This window comes from Treponema succinifaciens DSM 2489, assembly GCF_000195275.1.
Lineage (GTDB): Bacteria > Spirochaetota > Spirochaetia > Treponematales > Treponemataceae > Treponema_D > Treponema_D succinifaciens.
The window spans coordinates 2,182,763-2,199,079 of record NC_015385.1 but is presented as its reverse complement, the minus strand read 5'-3'; the positions used below and the strand labels follow the sequence as shown (position 1 = coordinate 2,199,079).

At 39.5% G+C, this 16,317-nt stretch carries 17 protein-coding genes; 9 read left to right on the top strand and 8 right to left on the bottom strand.

The annotated features are described in order from the left end of the window. Window positions 1-18 precede the first annotated feature (18 nt). The 6 genes from TRESU_RS10460 to TRESU_RS10435 all read left to right on the top strand — a co-directional run bounded on the left by TRESU_RS10460 (window position 19) and on the right by TRESU_RS10435 (window position 7,334). Window positions 19-1,188 carry a divergent polysaccharide deacetylase family protein gene (locus TRESU_RS10460; protein WP_013702184.1) on the top strand — a complete coding sequence of 390 codons (1,170 nt, stop codon included), beginning with the start codon at window positions 19-21 and terminating at the stop codon, window positions 1,186-1,188. Between the two features lie 27 nt (window positions 1,189-1,215). After that, window positions 1,216-2,253 (top strand): tRNA (adenosine(37)-N6)-threonylcarbamoyltransferase complex transferase subunit TsaD, encoded by a 1,038-nt coding sequence (gene tsaD / locus TRESU_RS10455; RefSeq protein WP_013702183.1) that lies wholly within the window; start codon window positions 1,216-1,218, stop codon window positions 2,251-2,253. Between the two features lie 176 nt (window positions 2,254-2,429). Further along, a complete protein-coding gene (ilvD, locus tag TRESU_RS10450; RefSeq protein WP_013702182.1) occupies window positions 2,430-4,121 on the top strand; it encodes a dihydroxy-acid dehydratase in 1,692 nt (563 codons plus the stop codon). 108 nt (window positions 4,122-4,229) lie between these two features. After that, window positions 4,230-5,963 carry a biosynthetic-type acetolactate synthase large subunit gene (ilvB, locus tag TRESU_RS10445; protein ID WP_013702181.1) on the top strand — a complete coding sequence of 578 codons (1,734 nt, stop codon included), beginning with the start codon at window positions 4,230-4,232 and terminating at the stop codon, window positions 5,961-5,963. 1 nt (window position 5,964) lies between these two features. Further along, on the top strand, window positions 5,965-6,354 hold the full coding sequence (locus TRESU_RS10440) for a PilZ domain-containing protein (RefSeq protein ID WP_013702180.1): 390 nt from the start codon (window positions 5,965-5,967) through the stop codon (window positions 6,352-6,354). Then, window positions 6,351-7,334: an SAM-dependent methyltransferase gene (locus TRESU_RS10435; RefSeq protein WP_013702179.1), complete on the top strand. Its 984-nt coding sequence runs from the start codon at window positions 6,351-6,353 to the stop codon at window positions 7,332-7,334. Before TRESU_RS10440 ends, TRESU_RS10435 begins: the two co-directional genes overlap by 4 nt. Window positions 7,335-7,348: 14 nt before the next feature. Here TRESU_RS10435 and TRESU_RS10430 read toward each other — a convergent pair whose 3' ends face one another. The 6 genes from TRESU_RS10430 to TRESU_RS10405 form a co-directional block, all read right to left on the bottom strand. After that, window positions 7,349-7,765 (bottom strand): EamA family transporter, encoded by a 417-nt coding sequence (locus TRESU_RS10430; protein WP_277299664.1) that lies wholly within the window; start codon window positions 7,763-7,765, stop codon window positions 7,349-7,351. A gap of 63 nt (window positions 7,766-7,828) precedes the next feature. Continuing rightward, window positions 7,829-8,665, bottom strand: coding sequence for a cysteine ABC transporter substrate-binding protein (locus TRESU_RS10425; protein WP_013702177.1), 837 nt, complete (start codon window positions 8,663-8,665; stop codon window positions 7,829-7,831). A gap of 67 nt (window positions 8,666-8,732) precedes the next feature. Next, entirely contained in the window at window positions 8,733-9,485 is a 753-nt protein-coding gene (locus TRESU_RS10420; protein ID WP_013702176.1) for an amino acid ABC transporter ATP-binding protein, read from the bottom strand. Window positions 9,486-9,501: 16 nt separating this feature from the next. Continuing rightward, complete coding sequence (locus TRESU_RS10415) at window positions 9,502-10,206, bottom strand: amino acid ABC transporter permease (protein ID WP_013702175.1); 705 nt, start codon at window positions 10,204-10,206, stop codon at window positions 9,502-9,504. Beyond that, window positions 10,184-10,846 (bottom strand): amino acid ABC transporter permease, encoded by a 663-nt coding sequence (locus TRESU_RS10410; RefSeq protein ID WP_013702174.1) that lies wholly within the window; start codon window positions 10,844-10,846, stop codon window positions 10,184-10,186. The genes TRESU_RS10415 and TRESU_RS10410 overlap by 23 nt, the downstream gene beginning before the upstream one ends. A 69-nt stretch (window positions 10,847-10,915) precedes the next feature. Further along, window positions 10,916-11,269: an OmpA family protein gene (locus TRESU_RS10405; RefSeq protein WP_041612058.1), complete on the bottom strand. Its 354-nt coding sequence runs from the start codon at window positions 11,267-11,269 to the stop codon at window positions 10,916-10,918. A 264-nt stretch (window positions 11,270-11,533) separates the two neighbouring features. Between TRESU_RS10405 and TRESU_RS10400 the strand changes: the two genes are divergently transcribed. Beyond that, window positions 11,534-11,863: a hypothetical protein gene (locus TRESU_RS10400; RefSeq protein ID WP_013700534.1), complete on the top strand. Its 330-nt coding sequence runs from the start codon at window positions 11,534-11,536 to the stop codon at window positions 11,861-11,863. Between the two features lie 16 nt (window positions 11,864-11,879). After that, window positions 11,880-12,791, top strand: coding sequence for an IS1595 family transposase (locus TRESU_RS10395; RefSeq protein WP_013700533.1), 912 nt, complete (start codon window positions 11,880-11,882; stop codon window positions 12,789-12,791). Window positions 12,792-13,165: 374 nt separating this feature from the next. Here TRESU_RS10395 and TRESU_RS10390 read toward each other — a convergent pair whose 3' ends face one another. Further along, window positions 13,166-14,080: a hypothetical protein gene (locus TRESU_RS10390; protein ID WP_148228284.1), complete on the bottom strand. Its 915-nt coding sequence runs from the start codon at window positions 14,078-14,080 to the stop codon at window positions 13,166-13,168. A 22-nt stretch (window positions 14,081-14,102) separates the two neighbouring features. Here TRESU_RS10390 and TRESU_RS10385 point away from each other — a divergent pair, with 22 nt between their 5' ends. Continuing rightward, entirely contained in the window at window positions 14,103-14,543 is a 441-nt protein-coding gene (locus TRESU_RS10385; RefSeq protein ID WP_013702173.1) for a Holliday junction resolvase-like protein, read from the top strand. Between the two features lie 5 nt (window positions 14,544-14,548). Here TRESU_RS10385 and TRESU_RS10380 read toward each other — a convergent pair whose 3' ends face one another. Then, window positions 14,549-16,315, bottom strand: a complete 1,767-nt coding sequence (locus TRESU_RS10380; RefSeq protein WP_013702172.1) for a putative bifunctional diguanylate cyclase/phosphodiesterase — start codon at window positions 16,313-16,315, stop codon at window positions 14,549-14,551. Between the last annotated feature and the right edge of the window lie 2 nt (window positions 16,316-16,317).

Genomic DNA, 16,317 nt, shown 5'->3' with positions numbered 1-16,317 from the left:
ATTCTTTATTGATAAAAAATGGCTGAAAAAAAACAAAATATAAAAAGAACTGCAAAAAAACGAAGCCCTCGTAAAAAGAAGCCAAAGATAATTCTTGATAATAAAAGGGTCCTCCTTTTATCCGCATTGATTATTTTTTTGTGCGCGGTTTTTCTTTCCATGGCTTTTGTTTTTTCATCTCCCAAAAAAGAGAAGCAGCCAAAAGTTCAAAATGTTGAGCAGCAAGTTTTGCGTCAGGAACAAAAGAATAAATTTGCTGAAAAAAATAAAGTTGCAGAAAACAAAAATCAGCCGAAAAATGTTCAGCCTGAAAAAAAAGAAGCTGTTCAAAAGCCGCTCGAGATTCAGCCTGAAATAAAAAAAGTTCCAGTTGAAAAAAAATCTGAAGAGAAAAAGCCTCAGCCAGTTTCCAAGCAGGAAATAAAAAAAGACGAGCCGAAGATTGCTTCTGTGAATCCGCCTGCGAAAAAAACTGAAGAAATAAAAGTTGAAAAATATTCGATTCCGCCTGCAAAAAATGGAGCGACTCTTGTTTTTATAATTGATGACGGAGGATATGACACTTATAATTTAAAGCTTTACACGAGTCTTCCTTTTCCGATTGCTGTTGCGGTTCTCCCAAAGCTTGCGCATTCAAAAGATTGTGCGGCAATTGTAAGAAATTCTGGACAGGAGCTTATGCTTCATCAGCCAATGCAAGCCCAGAATCTGAAGCTTAATCCCGGAGCGGGTGCGATTTTGCCTGATATGTCTTTGAGCGAAGTTTATAAACAGGTTTCAGAAAATATTGCGGAAATCGGACCGATAAAAGGTCTTAACAATCATGAAGGTTCCCTTATAACTTGCGATGTTATGAAAATTGGAGCGGTTCTTGATGCTGTTCTTGACAACGGAATTTTCTTTGTGGATTCCAGAACTTCCGCGCAGACAAAAGCTCCTCAAGCCGCATTGGAACGGGATATGAAAATTCTTGAGCGTGATGTTTTTATTGATGATATAATTTCTAAAGATGAAATGCTTGCTCAAATTTACCGTGGACTTGGAATTGCAAATAAAAATGGAAAAGTTATAATGATTGGCCACGTTGATAAATCTGCAAAGATTCTTCCGCAGCTTTTAAATGATATGTATCCGTATTTAAAGCAAAAAGGATACAAGATTGCTTTTCCTTCGCAAATTCAAAAATAATTTTACTTGGAATTTATTGGAGTATATATGAAAGTTCTTGGAATAGAATCTTCTTGTGATGAAACAGCCTGTGCGATTGTTGAAGACGGCAGAAAAATTTTAAGCAATGTTGTTGCAACTCAAATTCCTTTTCATCAGATTTACAAAGGCGTTGTTCCAGAGATTGCAAGCCGCAAGCATGCTGAATGGATTCTTCCGGTTGTAAGACAAAGCCTTGAGGAATCTCATTTGACTCTTGATGAAGTTGATGCTATTGCCGCTACAAATCGTCCGGGACTTATGGGCGCGCTTTTGGTAGGACTTACTTTTGGAAAAACTTTGGCATGGGCTTCGGGCAAACCTTTTATAGCTGTTAACCATATGCTTGGACATATGTATGCTGCTCATCTTGAAAATGACATTCCTTATCCGTATATTGGACTTTTGGTTTCCGGTGGACACAGCATTATTTCAAAAGTGAACGGCTTTGACGACTTGGAAATTTTAGGAACTACAATTGATGACAGCGTGGGCGAGGCGTTTGACAAGGTTGCAAAATATTATGACTTGGGTTATCCGGGAGGAGTTATAATTGACAAGCTTGCTAAAAACGGAAATCCAGAGGCGTTCAGTTTTCCTCTTCCAAAACTTGACAAGGGTGATCATCGTTATGATGTTTCTTTCAGCGGATTGAAAACTGCTGTAATTCATCAGGCTGATATGTTTTTAAATTCAGGCTTTGAAAAATCAGTTGAAAATATTGCGGCATCTTTTCAGGAGACTGCTTGCAGAACTTTGGTTTCAAGATTGCTTAGGGCAGTGGAAGATACCGGGCTGAAAACTGTTGTTGCTGGTGGCGGAGTTGCTGCCAATTCACGGCTCAGGGCAATGCTTGCAGAACATAATGAAATCAACTGCATTTTTCCTCCTTTAAAATTATGTGGAGACAATGGTGCGATGATTGCTGGAGTTGCATATCATTTTCTTGAGCGAGGCGAAACAAGTCCGCTGAATACGACAGCTTGCGCAAGAATTCCGCAGTTTAAAAGAGGACTTGCAAATCTTGAGGCTTTTGGAAGAAGATAATTTTTGCGCTGCAATTCAGTTTGTCTTTTAAAAAGCTCTGACTTTTACAAATCTATGTATTTCTGTATAATGGAAAATAGTTTCAAAAATCGACTGGCTTTTGAAGTTATTTAATATAAAAAATGAATTTTAAAACTTCTGTTTGTTAGAGGAAGTTTTTATACCGAGGTTCGACTATGACAAAAAAATCTGACAATGCCTGCAAAGGTACGGCACGCGCGCCGCACCGTTCTCTTTTTTATGCTTCTGGTTATACTGATGAGGAATTGAATCAGCCGCTTGTCGGCGTTATTTGCGCAAAAAATGAACTTATTCCGGGGCACATTGAGCTTGACCGGATTGCAGAGGCTGTTAAGGCCGGCGTTAGAATGGCAGGCGGAACTCCGATTGAATTCCCTGCGATTGGCGTTTGCGACGGAATCGCGATGGGGCACGAGGGAATGAAATATTCGCTTGTTACCCGCGAGCTGATTGCCGACAGCGTTGAATGTGTCGCAAAGGCCCATCAGTTTGACGCTCTTGTTATGATTCCTAACTGCGACAAGATTGTTCCTGGTATGCTTATGGCTGCCGCGCGCCTTGATTTGCCGACTGTATTTGTTTCCGGCGGCCCGATGATGCCGGGACATCTTCCGGGAAATGATTCTTCAAATCCTTATTCCGGCAAGAATCTTTCGCTTACTGATATGTTCGAGGCTGTAGGCGGTCTTGCGGTTGGAAAAATCACTGAGGAGCAGCTTAAGGAAATGGAGCACCGCGCTTGTCCGGGCTGCGGAGCATGCTCTGGAATGTTCACCGCGAACTCAATGAACTGCCTGACTGAAGTTCTTGGCCTTGGGCTTCCTGGAAACGGAACAATTCCTGCTGTTACCGGCGAAAGAATCGCGCTTGCGAAGCACGCAGGCATGGCTGTCATGAATTTGTATAAAAAAGGAATTACCGCCCGGCAGATGATGACCGCGGAAAATTTCCGCAATGCGCTTACAGCGGACATGGCGCTCGGCTGTTCTTCCAACACAATGCTGCACGTTCCGGCGATTGCGCATGAGGCCGGAATTGACATTGACCTGCACGAGGTGAATAAGATTTCAGAAAGGACTCCGAACCTTTGCCACTTGGCTCCTGCTGGACACACTTTTATGTGCGAGCTGGATGATGCCGGCGGTGTGCAGGCTGTTCTTGCTGAGCTTGCAAAAAAGAATCTTATCAACACATCTTTGATTACCGCCACAGGAAAGACTATCGCGGAAAACATCAAAGGTGTAAAAAACAGAAATCCGGAAATCCTGCGCCCGATTGAAAATCCGTTCAGCGACAACGGCGGAATCGCGGTTTTGTTCGGAAACCTTGCGCCGGACGGAACTGTTGTAAAACGTTCAGCCTGCGCTCCTGAGCTTATGAACCACACAGGACCTGCGCGCGTGTTCAACGACGAAAGCGAGGCCATGGAAGCTGTCCAGAAGGCGCAGATTAAGGCGGGCGATGTTGTTGTAATCCGCTACGAAGGCCCGAAAGGCGGCCCGGGAATGCGCGAAATGCTTGCGGTTACCGCGGCTCTTGCAGGCCAGGGGCTGGACAAGCAGGTTGCTCTTATCACCGACGGAAGGTTCAGCGGTGCTACACGCGGCGCGTCTTTAGGACACTGCTCGCCTGAAGCGGCTGTAGGCGGTCCGATTGCGCTTGTTCAGGAAGGCGACAAAATCACTTTGGATATAAACAACTACAAAATCCATCTTGAAGTAAGCGACGAGGAGCTTGCCGCCCGAAAAGCGAAGTGGGTTGCCCCTGAGCCAAAAGTAAAAACCGGCTACCTTGCCCGCTACGCAAAACTGGTTTCCAGTGCTGATAAAGGTGCAATATTGCAGTAAAAATATTTGCGAGTTTGCCGAATGGCAAACTCGGTAAGTAGCCGCAGGCTGCGATCAGACAAAGTTGCGATTCTTCAGTAAATAAAAATAAAAAGGAAATATTAAGAAATGAAAATTACAGGTTCACAAGTTGTTATAGAATGCCTTATTGAGCAGGGTGTTGATACTGTTTTTGGTTATCCGGGTGGAAACATTCTTAACATTTATGATGCTCTTTATAAAAATTCAGGTAGAATAAACCACATATTGACTGCGCATGAACAAGGTGCTGCCCATGCCGCGGATGGGTATGCGCGCGCAACTGGAAGAGTCGGAGTGTGCATGGCAACAAGCGGTCCGGGTGCTACAAATCTTGTAACAGGAATCGCAACTGCATACATGGATTCAAGCCCGATTGTCGCAATAACTTGCAATGTTCCAAACAATCTTTTGGGAAAAGATACATTTCAGGAAATCGACATTACAGGCGTGACTATGCCGATTACAAAGCAGAACTTCATGGTTCGCGATGTAAAGGATTTGGCAAAAACTATCCGTGAAGCTTTTTTCATTGCAAAGACTGGTCGGCCTGGTCCTGTTCTGATTGATATTTTAAAAGATGTTACTGCTGCGGAAGTTGAATTTGAGCCGCTTTCAAAAGAAAATGAAAGAAACGGTATTCTCATAGAAAATCATTCAAATTTAAAAAGAATTGCTGAAATAAATATTCCTTCAGAAGAAAATATAAAAAAAGTTGCTGAGCTTATAAATAATTCTGAACGTCCTTTTATTTATGCTGGCGGAGGAATTGGAATAAGCGGCGCAGAAAAAGAACTTCTGGAACTTGCGGAAAAAGCAAATATTCCTGTAAGTGAAAGTCTTATGGCTCGCTCTTCATTCCCGGCAAATCATCCGTTATGCACTTGGATGATTGGAATGCACGGAACAAAAGCAAGCAACATGGGTGTTACTGAATGCGACCTTTTGATTTCTCTTGGCTCAAGATTCAGCGACCGTGTTATCTTGGATTCTTCTAAATTTGCACAGAATGCAAAAGTTGTTCACATTGATATTGACCCTGCGGAAATTAATAAAAATATTCCGGCTTACACATCTCTTGTTGGAGATTTAAAGCAAATCCTTAATCGCCTTATTCCTTCCGTTGAAAAGAAAGAACGCAAGAAATGGATTGAGCAAATTCAGGCATGGAAAAAAGAATATCCTGAATGCTACGACAAAAAGCCAGAGCATTCTATAAATCCAAAATTTATCTGCGAATGTATAAACAAGATTGCAGGCGAAAATACATTTATCACAACTGAAGTTGGGCAGCATCAGATGTGGACTGCTCAGTTTTATCCGTTCACAAAGCCTAGAACTTTTATAACTTCCGGCGGACTTGGAACAATGGGATTTGGAACTGGCGCGGCGATGGGAGTTCAATTTGCAGACAAAAATAACCGTGTTGTGCATATTGCAGGCGATGGCTCATTCCGCATGAACTGCAACGAGCTTGCTACGATTCAGCATTATAATCTTCCGATTGTAATTATCGTTGTGGACAATCACGCGCTCGGAAATGTAAGAATGTGGCAGCGTCTTTTCTACGGAAAAAGATTCAGCCAGACAACTCTTGACTTTGGACCTGACTGGTGCAAGCTTGCCGATGCTTACGGAATTAAAGGATACAAGGCAAGCAATGCAAAGGAATTTGAAAAAGTTTTCAAGGAAGCTTTTGAAGCAAAAAAGCCGGCCGTAATCGATGCTGAAGTTGACATTGACGAAATGGTTCTCCCTATGGTTCCGGGCGGAAAACCGATTTACGACATGATTATGAAACTCAGCGAAGAGGTTATGAACTGATATGAAAAAGGAACTCAGAGGGGAAGAGCGTTTTAATGAAATTGGGCGCATTGATTGCGAACGTATCTGCGCCTTGCCCGGAGTCCTTGAAGATATTAGCATGTCTGGATTCAGCGCGCATTTTCCAAATCCTGTTTTTGTAGATACAGAAGAGGAGTATACGGTTTTTATAACTTTTTCTCGGCAGGATTTTTCACGTCCGCTTGAATTTGTCTGTGTTCCAAAATGGAAAAACGAAGACGAAAGTGAAACTGAAATTGGATTTAAGATTTTGCGTTCTCCAGATTCTCCTGCGTTGGCTTCCTTTATAAACAGCCTTCAGGAAAATTCTGAAGAAAATCCTGATCTTGCAGATATGATTATTTCTCCTGAAGCGGAATTTGTAGAATGAGCATTTCAATAGAAAAAAATTCAGGCGTGGCGTTTCTTCCTTTTCCAGAAATGGACGGAATTTTAAAGGACGAGTTGAAAGAACGTTTTTCTTTTTCTATGGAAAATGCTGTTTCTTACGGAGAACTTCTATATATTCCTGACTACAACGCAAAAAATTCTGACGGAACTTTTAAAGTTCCTTATTTTTGTAGAAGCGCGATGCTTGAGCCTTTCATTTTGAAATTTGATTCAATTGGAGAAGCCGCTGTTGAACTGAAAAAAATTCAGCGTTCATGGGCTTCATGCAGTTCAACTTGTTTTAGAAGATCCGCATTGATTCAAGAAAAACTTCCGTATATAAATTTCAAACCCAAAACTTTTCCTGTAAAACTTCCTGCATCAGAAATCGGGCTGTTTTGTTTGCTTGACAAAAACATGATGATTGCTTCTGCAAAAACTTCCAGTCCGCTTCCTGCCGGAAAAATTTCATTTATAGAAGATCACGAAAATCCTCCAAGCCGCGCATATTTAAAAATTCAGGAAAGCCTTTCTGTTGCAGACAGCATTTTTGGCTGCGGACTTCCTTCTGATTCTTCAAGATGCTTTGAAGCTGGAGCGTGTCCCGGCGGCTGGACTTATGTTCTTGTGAATTTAGGCGCAAAAGTTTTTGCAGTTGACAGAAGCGAGCTTGTTCCGTCGTTAATGAAAAATCCGCTCGTGGAATTTTTGGCACATGACGCTTTTACATTGAAGCCTGAATCGCTTGGAGAATTCGACTGGGTTTTTAGCGATGTGATTTGCTATCCTGAGCGTCTTCTTGAATGGATAAAAATGTGGCTTGAAAGCGGAAAAACAAAAAAAATGATTTGCACAATAAAAATGCAAGGAAAAACTGACTGGAATTTGATTTCAAAGTTTGAAGAAATTCCAGACAGTAAAGTTGTGCATTTGAATTACAACAAGCACGAGCTGACTTTTATACATTGCCAGAAAGACTGAAAAAATTTTGAAATTTATTTTATCATAAGAATTGTTCCGGTGGTCAAAAAAATTATGCCTACCAGTGTCTTTGTCGTGAACTGTTCATGCAGAAAAATAAAAGCAAGAATCAATGTGAGTACAACGCTCATTTTGTCGATTGGAATAACTTTTGAAACTTCCCCGATTTGAAGCGCCTTGTAATAGCATAGCCATGAAGCTCCTGTTGCAAGTCCCGAAAGAATTAAAAACATCCAGTTTCTTTTGTTTATTTCGGAAATGCCGGATTGCGCGCCTGTTACAAAAACCATGAGCCAAGACAGCGCAAGAACAACCGCAGTTCTTATTGCTGTTGCAAGATTTGAGTTTACGCCATCAATTCCTATTTTTGCAAGAATTGAAGTTAACGCGGCAAATACGGAAGATAAAATTGCAAAAATTAACCACATAATTTTCATTAAAAAAAAGAGACTGCTTTTTGCAAGCAATCTCTTTTACGGCTTCTTTTTGTTTTATTAAAGTTTTCCGCCTTCAACTACAAGAGCATCTGCGTCAGACTCTGCTCCATAAGTTGAACGAAGAGTCGCTTCATAATCAGCATGGAAAAAATTTTCTTTTCCGAGTTCTACGATTTCATTATTGATCCATTCAAGAAGGCTTGTGTTTCCTTTTTGAACTGCGGCGGCAATTGTGTCAAGTTCTCCAAGACTTTCGATTCCGACTTTGTATCCCGGATTTTCCAAAGCCCAGGCAAGAACTTCTGTGTTGTCTGTTGACATTCCAGCTCCTCTTCCGTCAAGAAGGGCGGAGTAGGCTTCTGCATACTGATCGAATTTTAAAAGTTCAACTTCTGGATAATTTTTTGTAAAGTAAGTTTCAGCAGTTGTTCCTTTGCTGATTATAAGTTTTTTTCCAATCAAGTCTTCCGGCTTTGTAACAAGAGCAGATTCCGGGGAAACAACACCAAGAGCAACTTTCATGTACGGAAGCGCAAAGTCAACTTTTTCTGCGCGTTCTGGAGTTACAGTGAAGTTTGCAAGAACAATGTCAACTTTTCCTGTAACAAGAAATTCAACACGACTTGCGGCTTCAACTGGAACATATTTTACTTTTACACCGAGGTCTTTTGCAATGCGGTTTCCAAAGTAAACATCATAGCCTTGGTATTCGCCGTATTCATCAACATATCCAAATGGCTTTTTGTCGCTGAAAACTGCTATTTTTATTTCTCCGCTTTTCTTTATCTGCTCAACAGTTCTTGCGGAAGTTTTGTTTTCTTTTACGCAGGCTGAAAATAAAGCAAGGATTGCTGCAATTCCGGTGGCAAGAATAATTCCGTTTTTTGTTTTCATAGTTCTACCTCTTTTGTTTAAGATAGAATAAACATACTTATTTGATAGGAAAGTGTCAAGCGCAATTTCACCTATTTTTTACTTTGTCAAACATGAAGGCTTTTAGGAATTTTCTGGCGCGTTCAGTTTTCGGATTGTTGAAAAACTGTTCCGGCTTTGATATTTCTACAATTTTTCCTTCATCAATGAAAACAATTCTGTCTGCAACCGCACGGGCAAATTCCAACTGATGGGTTACAATCACCATTGTGCGCCCTTCTTTTGCAAGATTCACCATTACATCCAAAACTTCCCGCACCATTTCCGGATCAAGAGCCGCTGTAACTTCATCGAACAAAAGAACTTCTGGATGCATGCAGAGCGCGCGGACAATAGCAACTCTCTGTTTTTGGCCGCCGGAAAGTTCCCTTGGATACGAATCTTTTTTTTCAATAAGCCCGACTCTTTCAAGCCAAACCACTGCTTCTTTTTTTACTTCATCAGGATTTCTTCCCTGCGCTTTTACAGGTCCAAGCAAAATATTTTTTTCAACAGTTAAATGCGGAAACAAATCATAGCTTTGAAAAACCATTCCGATTTTTTGGCGGATTAAATGCATATTCTTTTTTCTGTTGCTGATTATTTCGCCGTCCAAAAGAATTTCGCCTTGTTGAATTTCTTCAAGTCCGTTTATGCATCTTAGGAGCGTGCTTTTTCCGCAGCCGGAAGGTCCTAGAATTACTACGACTTCTCCGCGTTCAACTTCAAGCGAAACTCCGTTTAGAATTCCTCCGACTTTTGGAAATTCTTTTTTTATGTCTTTTATTTCAAGCAAGCTCATTTTTTACTCCAAAGTTTTAATTGTCTTTCTGACGTTTTTCAAGTTTTCCTGCAAGAATTGAAAGAGGCCAGCAAACTATAAAGTACATGAAAAAAATTACAGCATAGACTGCGATTGCGGCTGTGGGAACTGTAAGTCTGTTTGCGTCAATTATTTGCTGACCGATTTTTACAACTTCGATTACGCCGACAAAAACTACAATTGAAGTTGTTTTTATCATTCTTGTAATTAAATTCATGGCAAGCGGAATAAGCCGGCGCAAAGTCTGGGGAATAATTACATAAATGTAAATCTGCTTTTCATTAAGTCCGATTGATTTTGCACTTTCGTACTGATGACGCGGAATGCTTTCAAGCGCACCTCTCACAAGGTCTCCCATTTCGGCAGTCCCCCAAAGTGTGAACACGAGAACAGACGCCGCCTCTCCGCTGATTGAAATTCCGAATGCTCTTGTAAGTCCGAAGTACGCCAAAAAAAGCAAAACGAGCTGAGGCATAATGCGCATAAACTCAAGATAAATTTTACAGATAATCTGAATCGGTTTTATTTTTACAGTCATAAGCGCGCCGAGCAAAAATCCAAGTATTATTGAAAATACTACAGAAACTGCCGCAATTTCAATTGTAACAAGAAGTCCCTGCAAAAGGCGCAGAAAATTTTTCCCCATGAAAATTACGCTGAATGAATTTATAATTGAATCAAGCATTTCCGAACTGTGCATAGCGGAGCTTCCTTTCTGCAAATGAACTTAAAATTGTTATTGGTAAAAGTAAAATAAAATATGAAACAACCAAAAGAAAAAGAGCTTCTTCTGTTTTGTAATACAGTCCTATTAAATCTTTTGCAATGTACATAAGGTCTGCAAGCGCGACTGCACTGAACATTGAAGTTTCTTTTATAAGGAACATTGTGTTTGCGCAAATTCCCGGTATGGAAACTGAAAATGCCTGCGGAAGAATTACAAATCTCACAATCTGAAATTCCGTAAGACCGATGCATCTTCCTGATTCAAGCTGAACTCTTCCGACTGTTTCAAGCGAGCTTCTAAACGTTTCAGCCATATAGCTTCCGCCTAAAAAAGTCAGGCCGATTATTCCGCATTGCTCAGAAGAAAGTTTTATTCCCATTTTTGGAAAAGCAAAATACAAAAAAAACAACTGGATTAACAATGGCGTGTTCCGTGAAAGTTCTGTGTATGTCTTTACAATTTCTTTTGCGACAGGAATTTTCCAGTAGCGGATTACAGCGCAAAAAAGTCCAAGCGCAATCGAAAGAACAACTCCTGCAAGTCCGGCTTTTAAAGTCAGAATCGCAGCTTTTTCGTACAGAGGAATCACTTGATGAATAAAGCCAAAGTCCATAATTCCTATAAGTCTAATTGGAAAAGAAATATTGGTCAACAGACTTTTGCTTTAAAAATTTCCGCTGAACTATTTATCCATAATTGTGATTTCAACGCGGCGGTTTCTTGCTTTTCCTTCTTCGGTTCTGTTTGTTGCAACAGGGCGTTCTGCTCCAAAGCCTTGGGTAAACACGTGGAATCTGTCCCGCACATTCAGTCCGATTAAATATTCTGCCACCGTGCTTGCTCTTTCTTCGCTTAGGATTTTCCGCATTTTTTCTGTTCCGGCAAGTGCTGTGTGTCCTGTGACTAAAATGTCGTTGTCCGGCCAGTTTTCAAGAATTTTTGCAATCTGCTGAATTTTAATTTTTTCACTTTCCAAAAGAATCGCGCTGTCTGGCTCAAACTGAATATTTTCTATCGGAATTATCCCCTCATACACTCTTAATATAACATAAAATTCGACAAATTTTCATATTTTTTTTTACATTTTTATTTGATTTTTATTGACATAATAATCAAGATGTATTATATTATAAACATCAGGAGGTAATAGAAATGTGAAACGAAAAAAGAAAAAACTGTGGTCAAGAGCAGACAAAATCGCCTTGCTGGTTTTTCTGCTAGAACTTCTAAAGTTCATACTTGACCTGGTTTCTAAGCTGTCTGCTTAGTTTTCCACCGTTCATAGATACCGCCAATATCTATGAACGGTTTAAAAATAATCAAATTATATAGGAGTGTCAATAATGAACAGAATGGAAAAAATACTGATAGCAATTTTAATTCTTCAAGTTTTGGATATTGCGTTAAGGTTTATAATGTAGGTGATTTTATGGAAAAAACAACACAGCACGGCGGAACAAGAGCCGGAGCAGGCAGAAAAAAAGGAAGCACAACAAATAATACAGGATATAAAAACGGACGGATTGTCATTTCCTGCCTTGAATCTGAGGAAATGGCAATAAAACAAAAAGCAAAAGAACAGAATAAAACAGTAAGCAGGTTGATTATTGATTCTGTTTTGAAAAACTAAAAAGCAGGAGGCATATATGACATTCTTTGATTTTATGATAAAGTTTCCGACTGAAAAAGCCGTTATAAAATACTTTCTCAAAATCAGATATAACGATGTTCTTATATGCCCTCACTGCGGTTCAAAAGTTCGTGTTCAGCACAGAAATGACAATCTAAAACTTTGTAACTGCCATAACTGCAATAATACATTCTCACCATTCAAAAACACAATCTTTGAAAAGTCATCAACAGACCTGCGTAAATGGTTCTATGCAATCCATTTATTTTTGAATTCTAAAAAAGGAATTTCCGGCTTGCAGTTACAGCGTGAAATCGGCGTAACATATAAAACAGCGTGGAGAATGCTCAAGCAGATACGCTCTGCAATGGGAAACACTGATATGTCAAAAGCATTTGAAGCAATGGTCGAAATTGACGAAACATATATCGGCGGTAAACCTAGAAAAATGAACGGCGAAACAGAGCCTTCAAAGCGTGGACGTGGAACTAAAAAAACTCCTGTTGTAGGTGTAAAAGAAAGAAGTTCAAGCCACGTATTCGCAAAGGTAGCACTTCCAAACGAAGAAGGCAAGAAACTTACAGGAAAGCAGCTTTTCAATATTCTTGACAGCGTATGCAAGAAAGACGCAACGGTTCTGACCGATGATTTTAGAGGCTACAATTTTATGAACCATAAAAACACAAATAAAAACAACTACTACAGAATCAGCGTAAATCATTTAGAAAGCATTTACAGCCTCGGCAACGGACTTCATACAAACGGAATTGAATCGTTCTGGGCACTGTTGAAGCGTGGAATTCTCGGAATTTATCATCACGTTTCTGTAGACTACTTGCAGGAATATGTAAACGAATTCTGTTTCCGGCAGAACAACGGAACAAGCTCATTTGATGTACTGTTAAAGCAGGGGATATTTGCGGCATAATTCAATATTGATTTAAATCCTTGAAATGTATAGTATAAAGATAAAGCCTTTCTTTTTGGCGAAAGAAAGGCTTTTGAAACGGATTATCAGATACTTTTGGGAAACGGCAATCTGATATTTATTAACAAAGGGAACAAATGTTCTCGCTTTTTGTATAATATTAAGCATTTATAAGTTATTTGTCAATATGATACAGAAAGCCTCTTAAAAGGATAAATTTAATGAGGTGTAAAAAAAATTACATTGATTTTTATGATGAACATTTTTTTGATTTAATATGGAAAGATTTTGAATTTTAGCATATAATAAAAAAACAAGAAATATAGTTTTGTCGTTTGTAATATTTCTTGTTTTTTTTAATAACTAAGAGTGTGTTAGGGGATAATTCCGTTTTCTATTGCTATTGTAAGTCCTTTTTCATCCGGCTTTACGGTAACATTTTCAAGTCCAAGCTCTTTTATTTTTTTCTGCACGGAAGAAATGTTTTCAGTTGTATTTGTCCTTGCGAATTCTGTAACTTCTGCATGGGCAGTTCCCCTGAATTCAAAAATATTTCCTGCGGCAGTTTCTATAAAAATTTTGAACGACTCTGAATAGTGATCAATTGAGCCTTTTTCATTGTCCCAAAAAATTGTCTCGTCGCTGAATCCACGGGTTGTAACTGGATAGTCGTCAAGGTCATAGTTTTGCACCGGAGGATTTTCCATGTACATCGTGTAGCGGACTCTTATTTTATAAAGCCCGGAATTTTCATCGCGTCCTTCGTAAGTGTACTCGGCGTTGAAAGGAACTTTGTATGGCTTTTCAATTCCAAATCCTTTTCTTAAGTCGTGGGCTTCGTGTCCTTTTGCAGTCCATTTTTCTCCCGGCAAAATTTCTCTGTCTGGAAAAATCGGAACATCGCGCACGGTCGGCATAAAATATTCATCTGCGATTGTGTAAGTTCCGTTTTTGCTTCTTTTGAAAATGCTTTTGTAATCTTTTCCGTAAGAAAATCTTGCGCCTGTGAAAGTTCCTGTGGAATCTTCTGTCGTCATAAAAATGCAGTCGTGAATTCCTTGTCCGTCTTTTGTTACGTCTGTGATTTCAGCGGAAACTCTGTTTACTATTATTGAATGATGGCTTTTGCGGTGATTTACAAAAATGTCCTCGTCAACTGTTGAAAGAATTCTGTAGCGATCTCCTTTCTGATATTTAAATTCGAATTTAACACTTTCTGAATTTTCATGCGCAAAAAATGAAGATGCAAAAATCAGCAAAACTGAAATCAATAAGATTTTTCTTTTCATGCTGATATGATAAAATTGAATCATGGAAATTTCAACAGTGCACGAACTTTTAAACGGAAAATTTATTTTTTGCATTTCAATGATTTGCATGATGCTGACTGGTTTTGTTTTGGGCCGGATTGTGCAAAAGTTAAAAAACGTTTCAGAATTTAAGAAGCAAAGAAAAGACGCCGTGAACAGAAGCCGTTCAGTTTTGTGTGGGCAGTTCAGCGAGCAGATTGCGCCGTTTTTGCCAGGTTTTCCGTGCAATCCAGGCGATGTCCGTTTTGTGGGTAAGCCTGTTGATTTTGTAGCTTTTCCGGGATGCGCGGAAGGAGGCGATATAGAAGAAATTTATTTTATAGAAGTAAAGTCCGGGCAGAGCAAGCTAAGTCCGCGGGAAAAACAAATCAAGCTGGCAGTGGAACAGGGCAGAGTGAAATATTTCGAATATAGAATTCCCGACGGAAATGGCAAGGCTTAAAACTTCTAGCTAGAAGTTTTGCCCAAGTTTTCTACAAGAAGTTTTTCGCATTGCTCTTTTGGCATTGGTTTTCCAAGCAAGAATCCTTGAATTGTGCGGCAGTTGAATTTCTGAATCATTTTCAGCTGCTCTTCATTTTCAACGCCTTCCGCAATTGTGTTCAATCCCATTTTGGAAACAAGCGAGATAATGCTTTCTGTAAGTTTTGCTTCAAATCCGTCTTTTTCCGCGATATTTGAAACAAAAGATTTGTCAATTTTTAAAGTTGTAAGAGGCAGAAGCTGTAAATATCTTAAAGAAGAATATCCTGTTCCAAAGTCATCGAGCGAAAGTCCTACGCCTTGCTCTCTTATTTTGTTTAGCTTGGATATTGTGTCTTCCACGTTGTCAATAAGAACACCTTCTGTAATTTCAATCTCAAGATGTTTTTTGTCTATTCCGGATTTTTCAATTTTCTTAAACAGCTTTTCAATAAAATCTTCTTGAACAAACTGAACTGGAGAAATATTCACAGATATTATCCCATTGAAGCTGAATTTCATTTCCCATTCTTTGATTGTTGCAAGCGCGGTTGTCATAACCCAGTCGCCGAGCGGAACAACAAGGTGAGTTTCTTCTGCAAGCGGAATGAATTGCTCAGGACTTATCCAGCCCAAGTCGCTGTCGTACCATCTAAGAAGCGCTTCAAATCCGCGAAGCTCTTTTGTCTTTGCGTCGAACTGCGGCTGATAATAAAGCTGAAAATTTCTGCTTGCCATTGCCTTTGACATTTTTGTTTCAATATTCAGCTTGCTTAGGAATTTTTCCTGCATGAGCGAATGGAAACAGGCAACGTTGTTTTTGCCGTTTTTCTTTGCTTCGATTTTTGCCATGTCAGCGAACTTTAAAAGGTCTTCGGTTTTTTTTGAATCGTCTGGAAAGATTGAAATTCCGCCTGAAATTCCAATTCCTTCCGCATTTAAAAATCGAAGGGCTTTCTTTGAAATTTCTATAGCTTCATCGCGGTCTTTTATGTTTTTGTATAAAAGCACAAATTCATCTCCGCCGAACCTTGTCGCTGTAACTGTTTTTGATTCCATCAGCTTGAGGATTGTCGCAACTTGCTTTAAAAGCTCATCTCCTGCGTTGTGTCCTCTTGAATCATTGATGTCTTTCATGTTGTCAATGTCAAACAAAAGAATTCCAAACTTTTCATTTTTTTCAGTCGTTTCTTTTATCTGAACTTTCATCATTGTAGAAAGCCATGAACGGTTGTAAAGGTCGGTAAGGGAATCGTGATATGCCGCAAACAAAAGCTGCTCGTTTAGCTGCTGGATATTTTTTAGCTGCGAATCCAAATTCAGTCTGCTTGACTTTAGCTGGCTTGTTACTTCCTCAAGTTTTTTGTTCTGCTCGCTTAGCGCGGACTCGTATTCTTTTGCCTGCGAGACGTTTGTCAGCGAAACTGCAACGTAATCGCCCGGTACGCATTTTTCCACAAGCTGAATCCATATAGAAAAGTTATGCGAGTAAAAAGTTTCTTCAATTGTTTTTTTTGTTTTTATAGTTTCAACCGCCATGTCAAACCAGTTTATATCTTGGCTGATTTTTTCCTTGAAACTTGAAAACAGAACGCCTTCCTTTATAAAATTTTTTGTAAGGTTTCTGAAACATTCATTTACATAGACAATTGAAAAGTCCGTTATTTTTTCGTCCTGCTTTACTGGAACTGCAATAATAACCGCAGCAGGGATTGTGTCCAAAATAGTTTTATATTCAGAAAGTTCAAGCATAA

Bases quoted from the DNA above. Each gene is read 5' to 3' on its own strand.
- TRESU_RS10460 (WP_013702184.1), top strand. From the start codon at position 19: ATGGCTGAAAAAAAACAAAATATAAAAAGAACTGCAAAAAAACGAAGC.
- tsaD (WP_013702183.1), top strand. From the start codon at position 1,216: ATGAAAGTTCTTGGAATAGAATCTTCTTGTGATGAAACAGCCTGTGCG.
- ilvD (WP_013702182.1), top strand. From the start codon at position 2,430: ATGACAAAAAAATCTGACAATGCCTGCAAAGGTACGGCACGCGCGCCG.
- ilvB (WP_013702181.1), top strand. From the start codon at position 4,230: ATGAAAATTACAGGTTCACAAGTTGTTATAGAATGCCTTATTGAGCAG.
- TRESU_RS10440 (WP_013702180.1), top strand. From the start codon at position 5,965: ATGAAAAAGGAACTCAGAGGGGAAGAGCGTTTTAATGAAATTGGGCGC.
- TRESU_RS10435 (WP_013702179.1), top strand. From the start codon at position 6,351: ATGAGCATTTCAATAGAAAAAAATTCAGGCGTGGCGTTTCTTCCTTTT.
- TRESU_RS10425 (WP_013702177.1), bottom strand. From the start codon at position 8,665: ATGAAAACAAAAAACGGAATTATTCTTGCCACCGGAATTGCAGCAATC.
- TRESU_RS10420 (WP_013702176.1), bottom strand. From the start codon at position 9,485: ATGAGCTTGCTTGAAATAAAAGACATAAAAAAAGAATTTCCAAAAGTC.
- TRESU_RS10415 (WP_013702175.1), bottom strand. From the start codon at position 10,206: ATGCACAGTTCGGAAATGCTTGATTCAATTATAAATTCATTCAGCGTA.
- TRESU_RS10410 (WP_013702174.1), bottom strand. From the start codon at position 10,846: ATGGACTTTGGCTTTATTCATCAAGTGATTCCTCTGTACGAAAAAGCT.
- TRESU_RS10400 (WP_013700534.1), top strand. From the start codon at position 11,534: ATGAACGGTTTAAAAATAATCAAATTATATAGGAGTGTCAATAATGAA.
- TRESU_RS10395 (WP_013700533.1), top strand. From the start codon at position 11,880: ATGACATTCTTTGATTTTATGATAAAGTTTCCGACTGAAAAAGCCGTT.
- TRESU_RS10390 (WP_148228284.1), bottom strand. From the start codon at position 14,080: ATGAAAAGAAAAATCTTATTGATTTCAGTTTTGCTGATTTTTGCATCT.
- TRESU_RS10385 (WP_013702173.1), top strand. From the start codon at position 14,103: ATGGAAATTTCAACAGTGCACGAACTTTTAAACGGAAAATTTATTTTT.
- TRESU_RS10380 (WP_013702172.1), bottom strand. From the start codon at position 16,315: ATGCTTGAACTTTCTGAATATAAAACTATTTTGGACACAATCCCTGCT.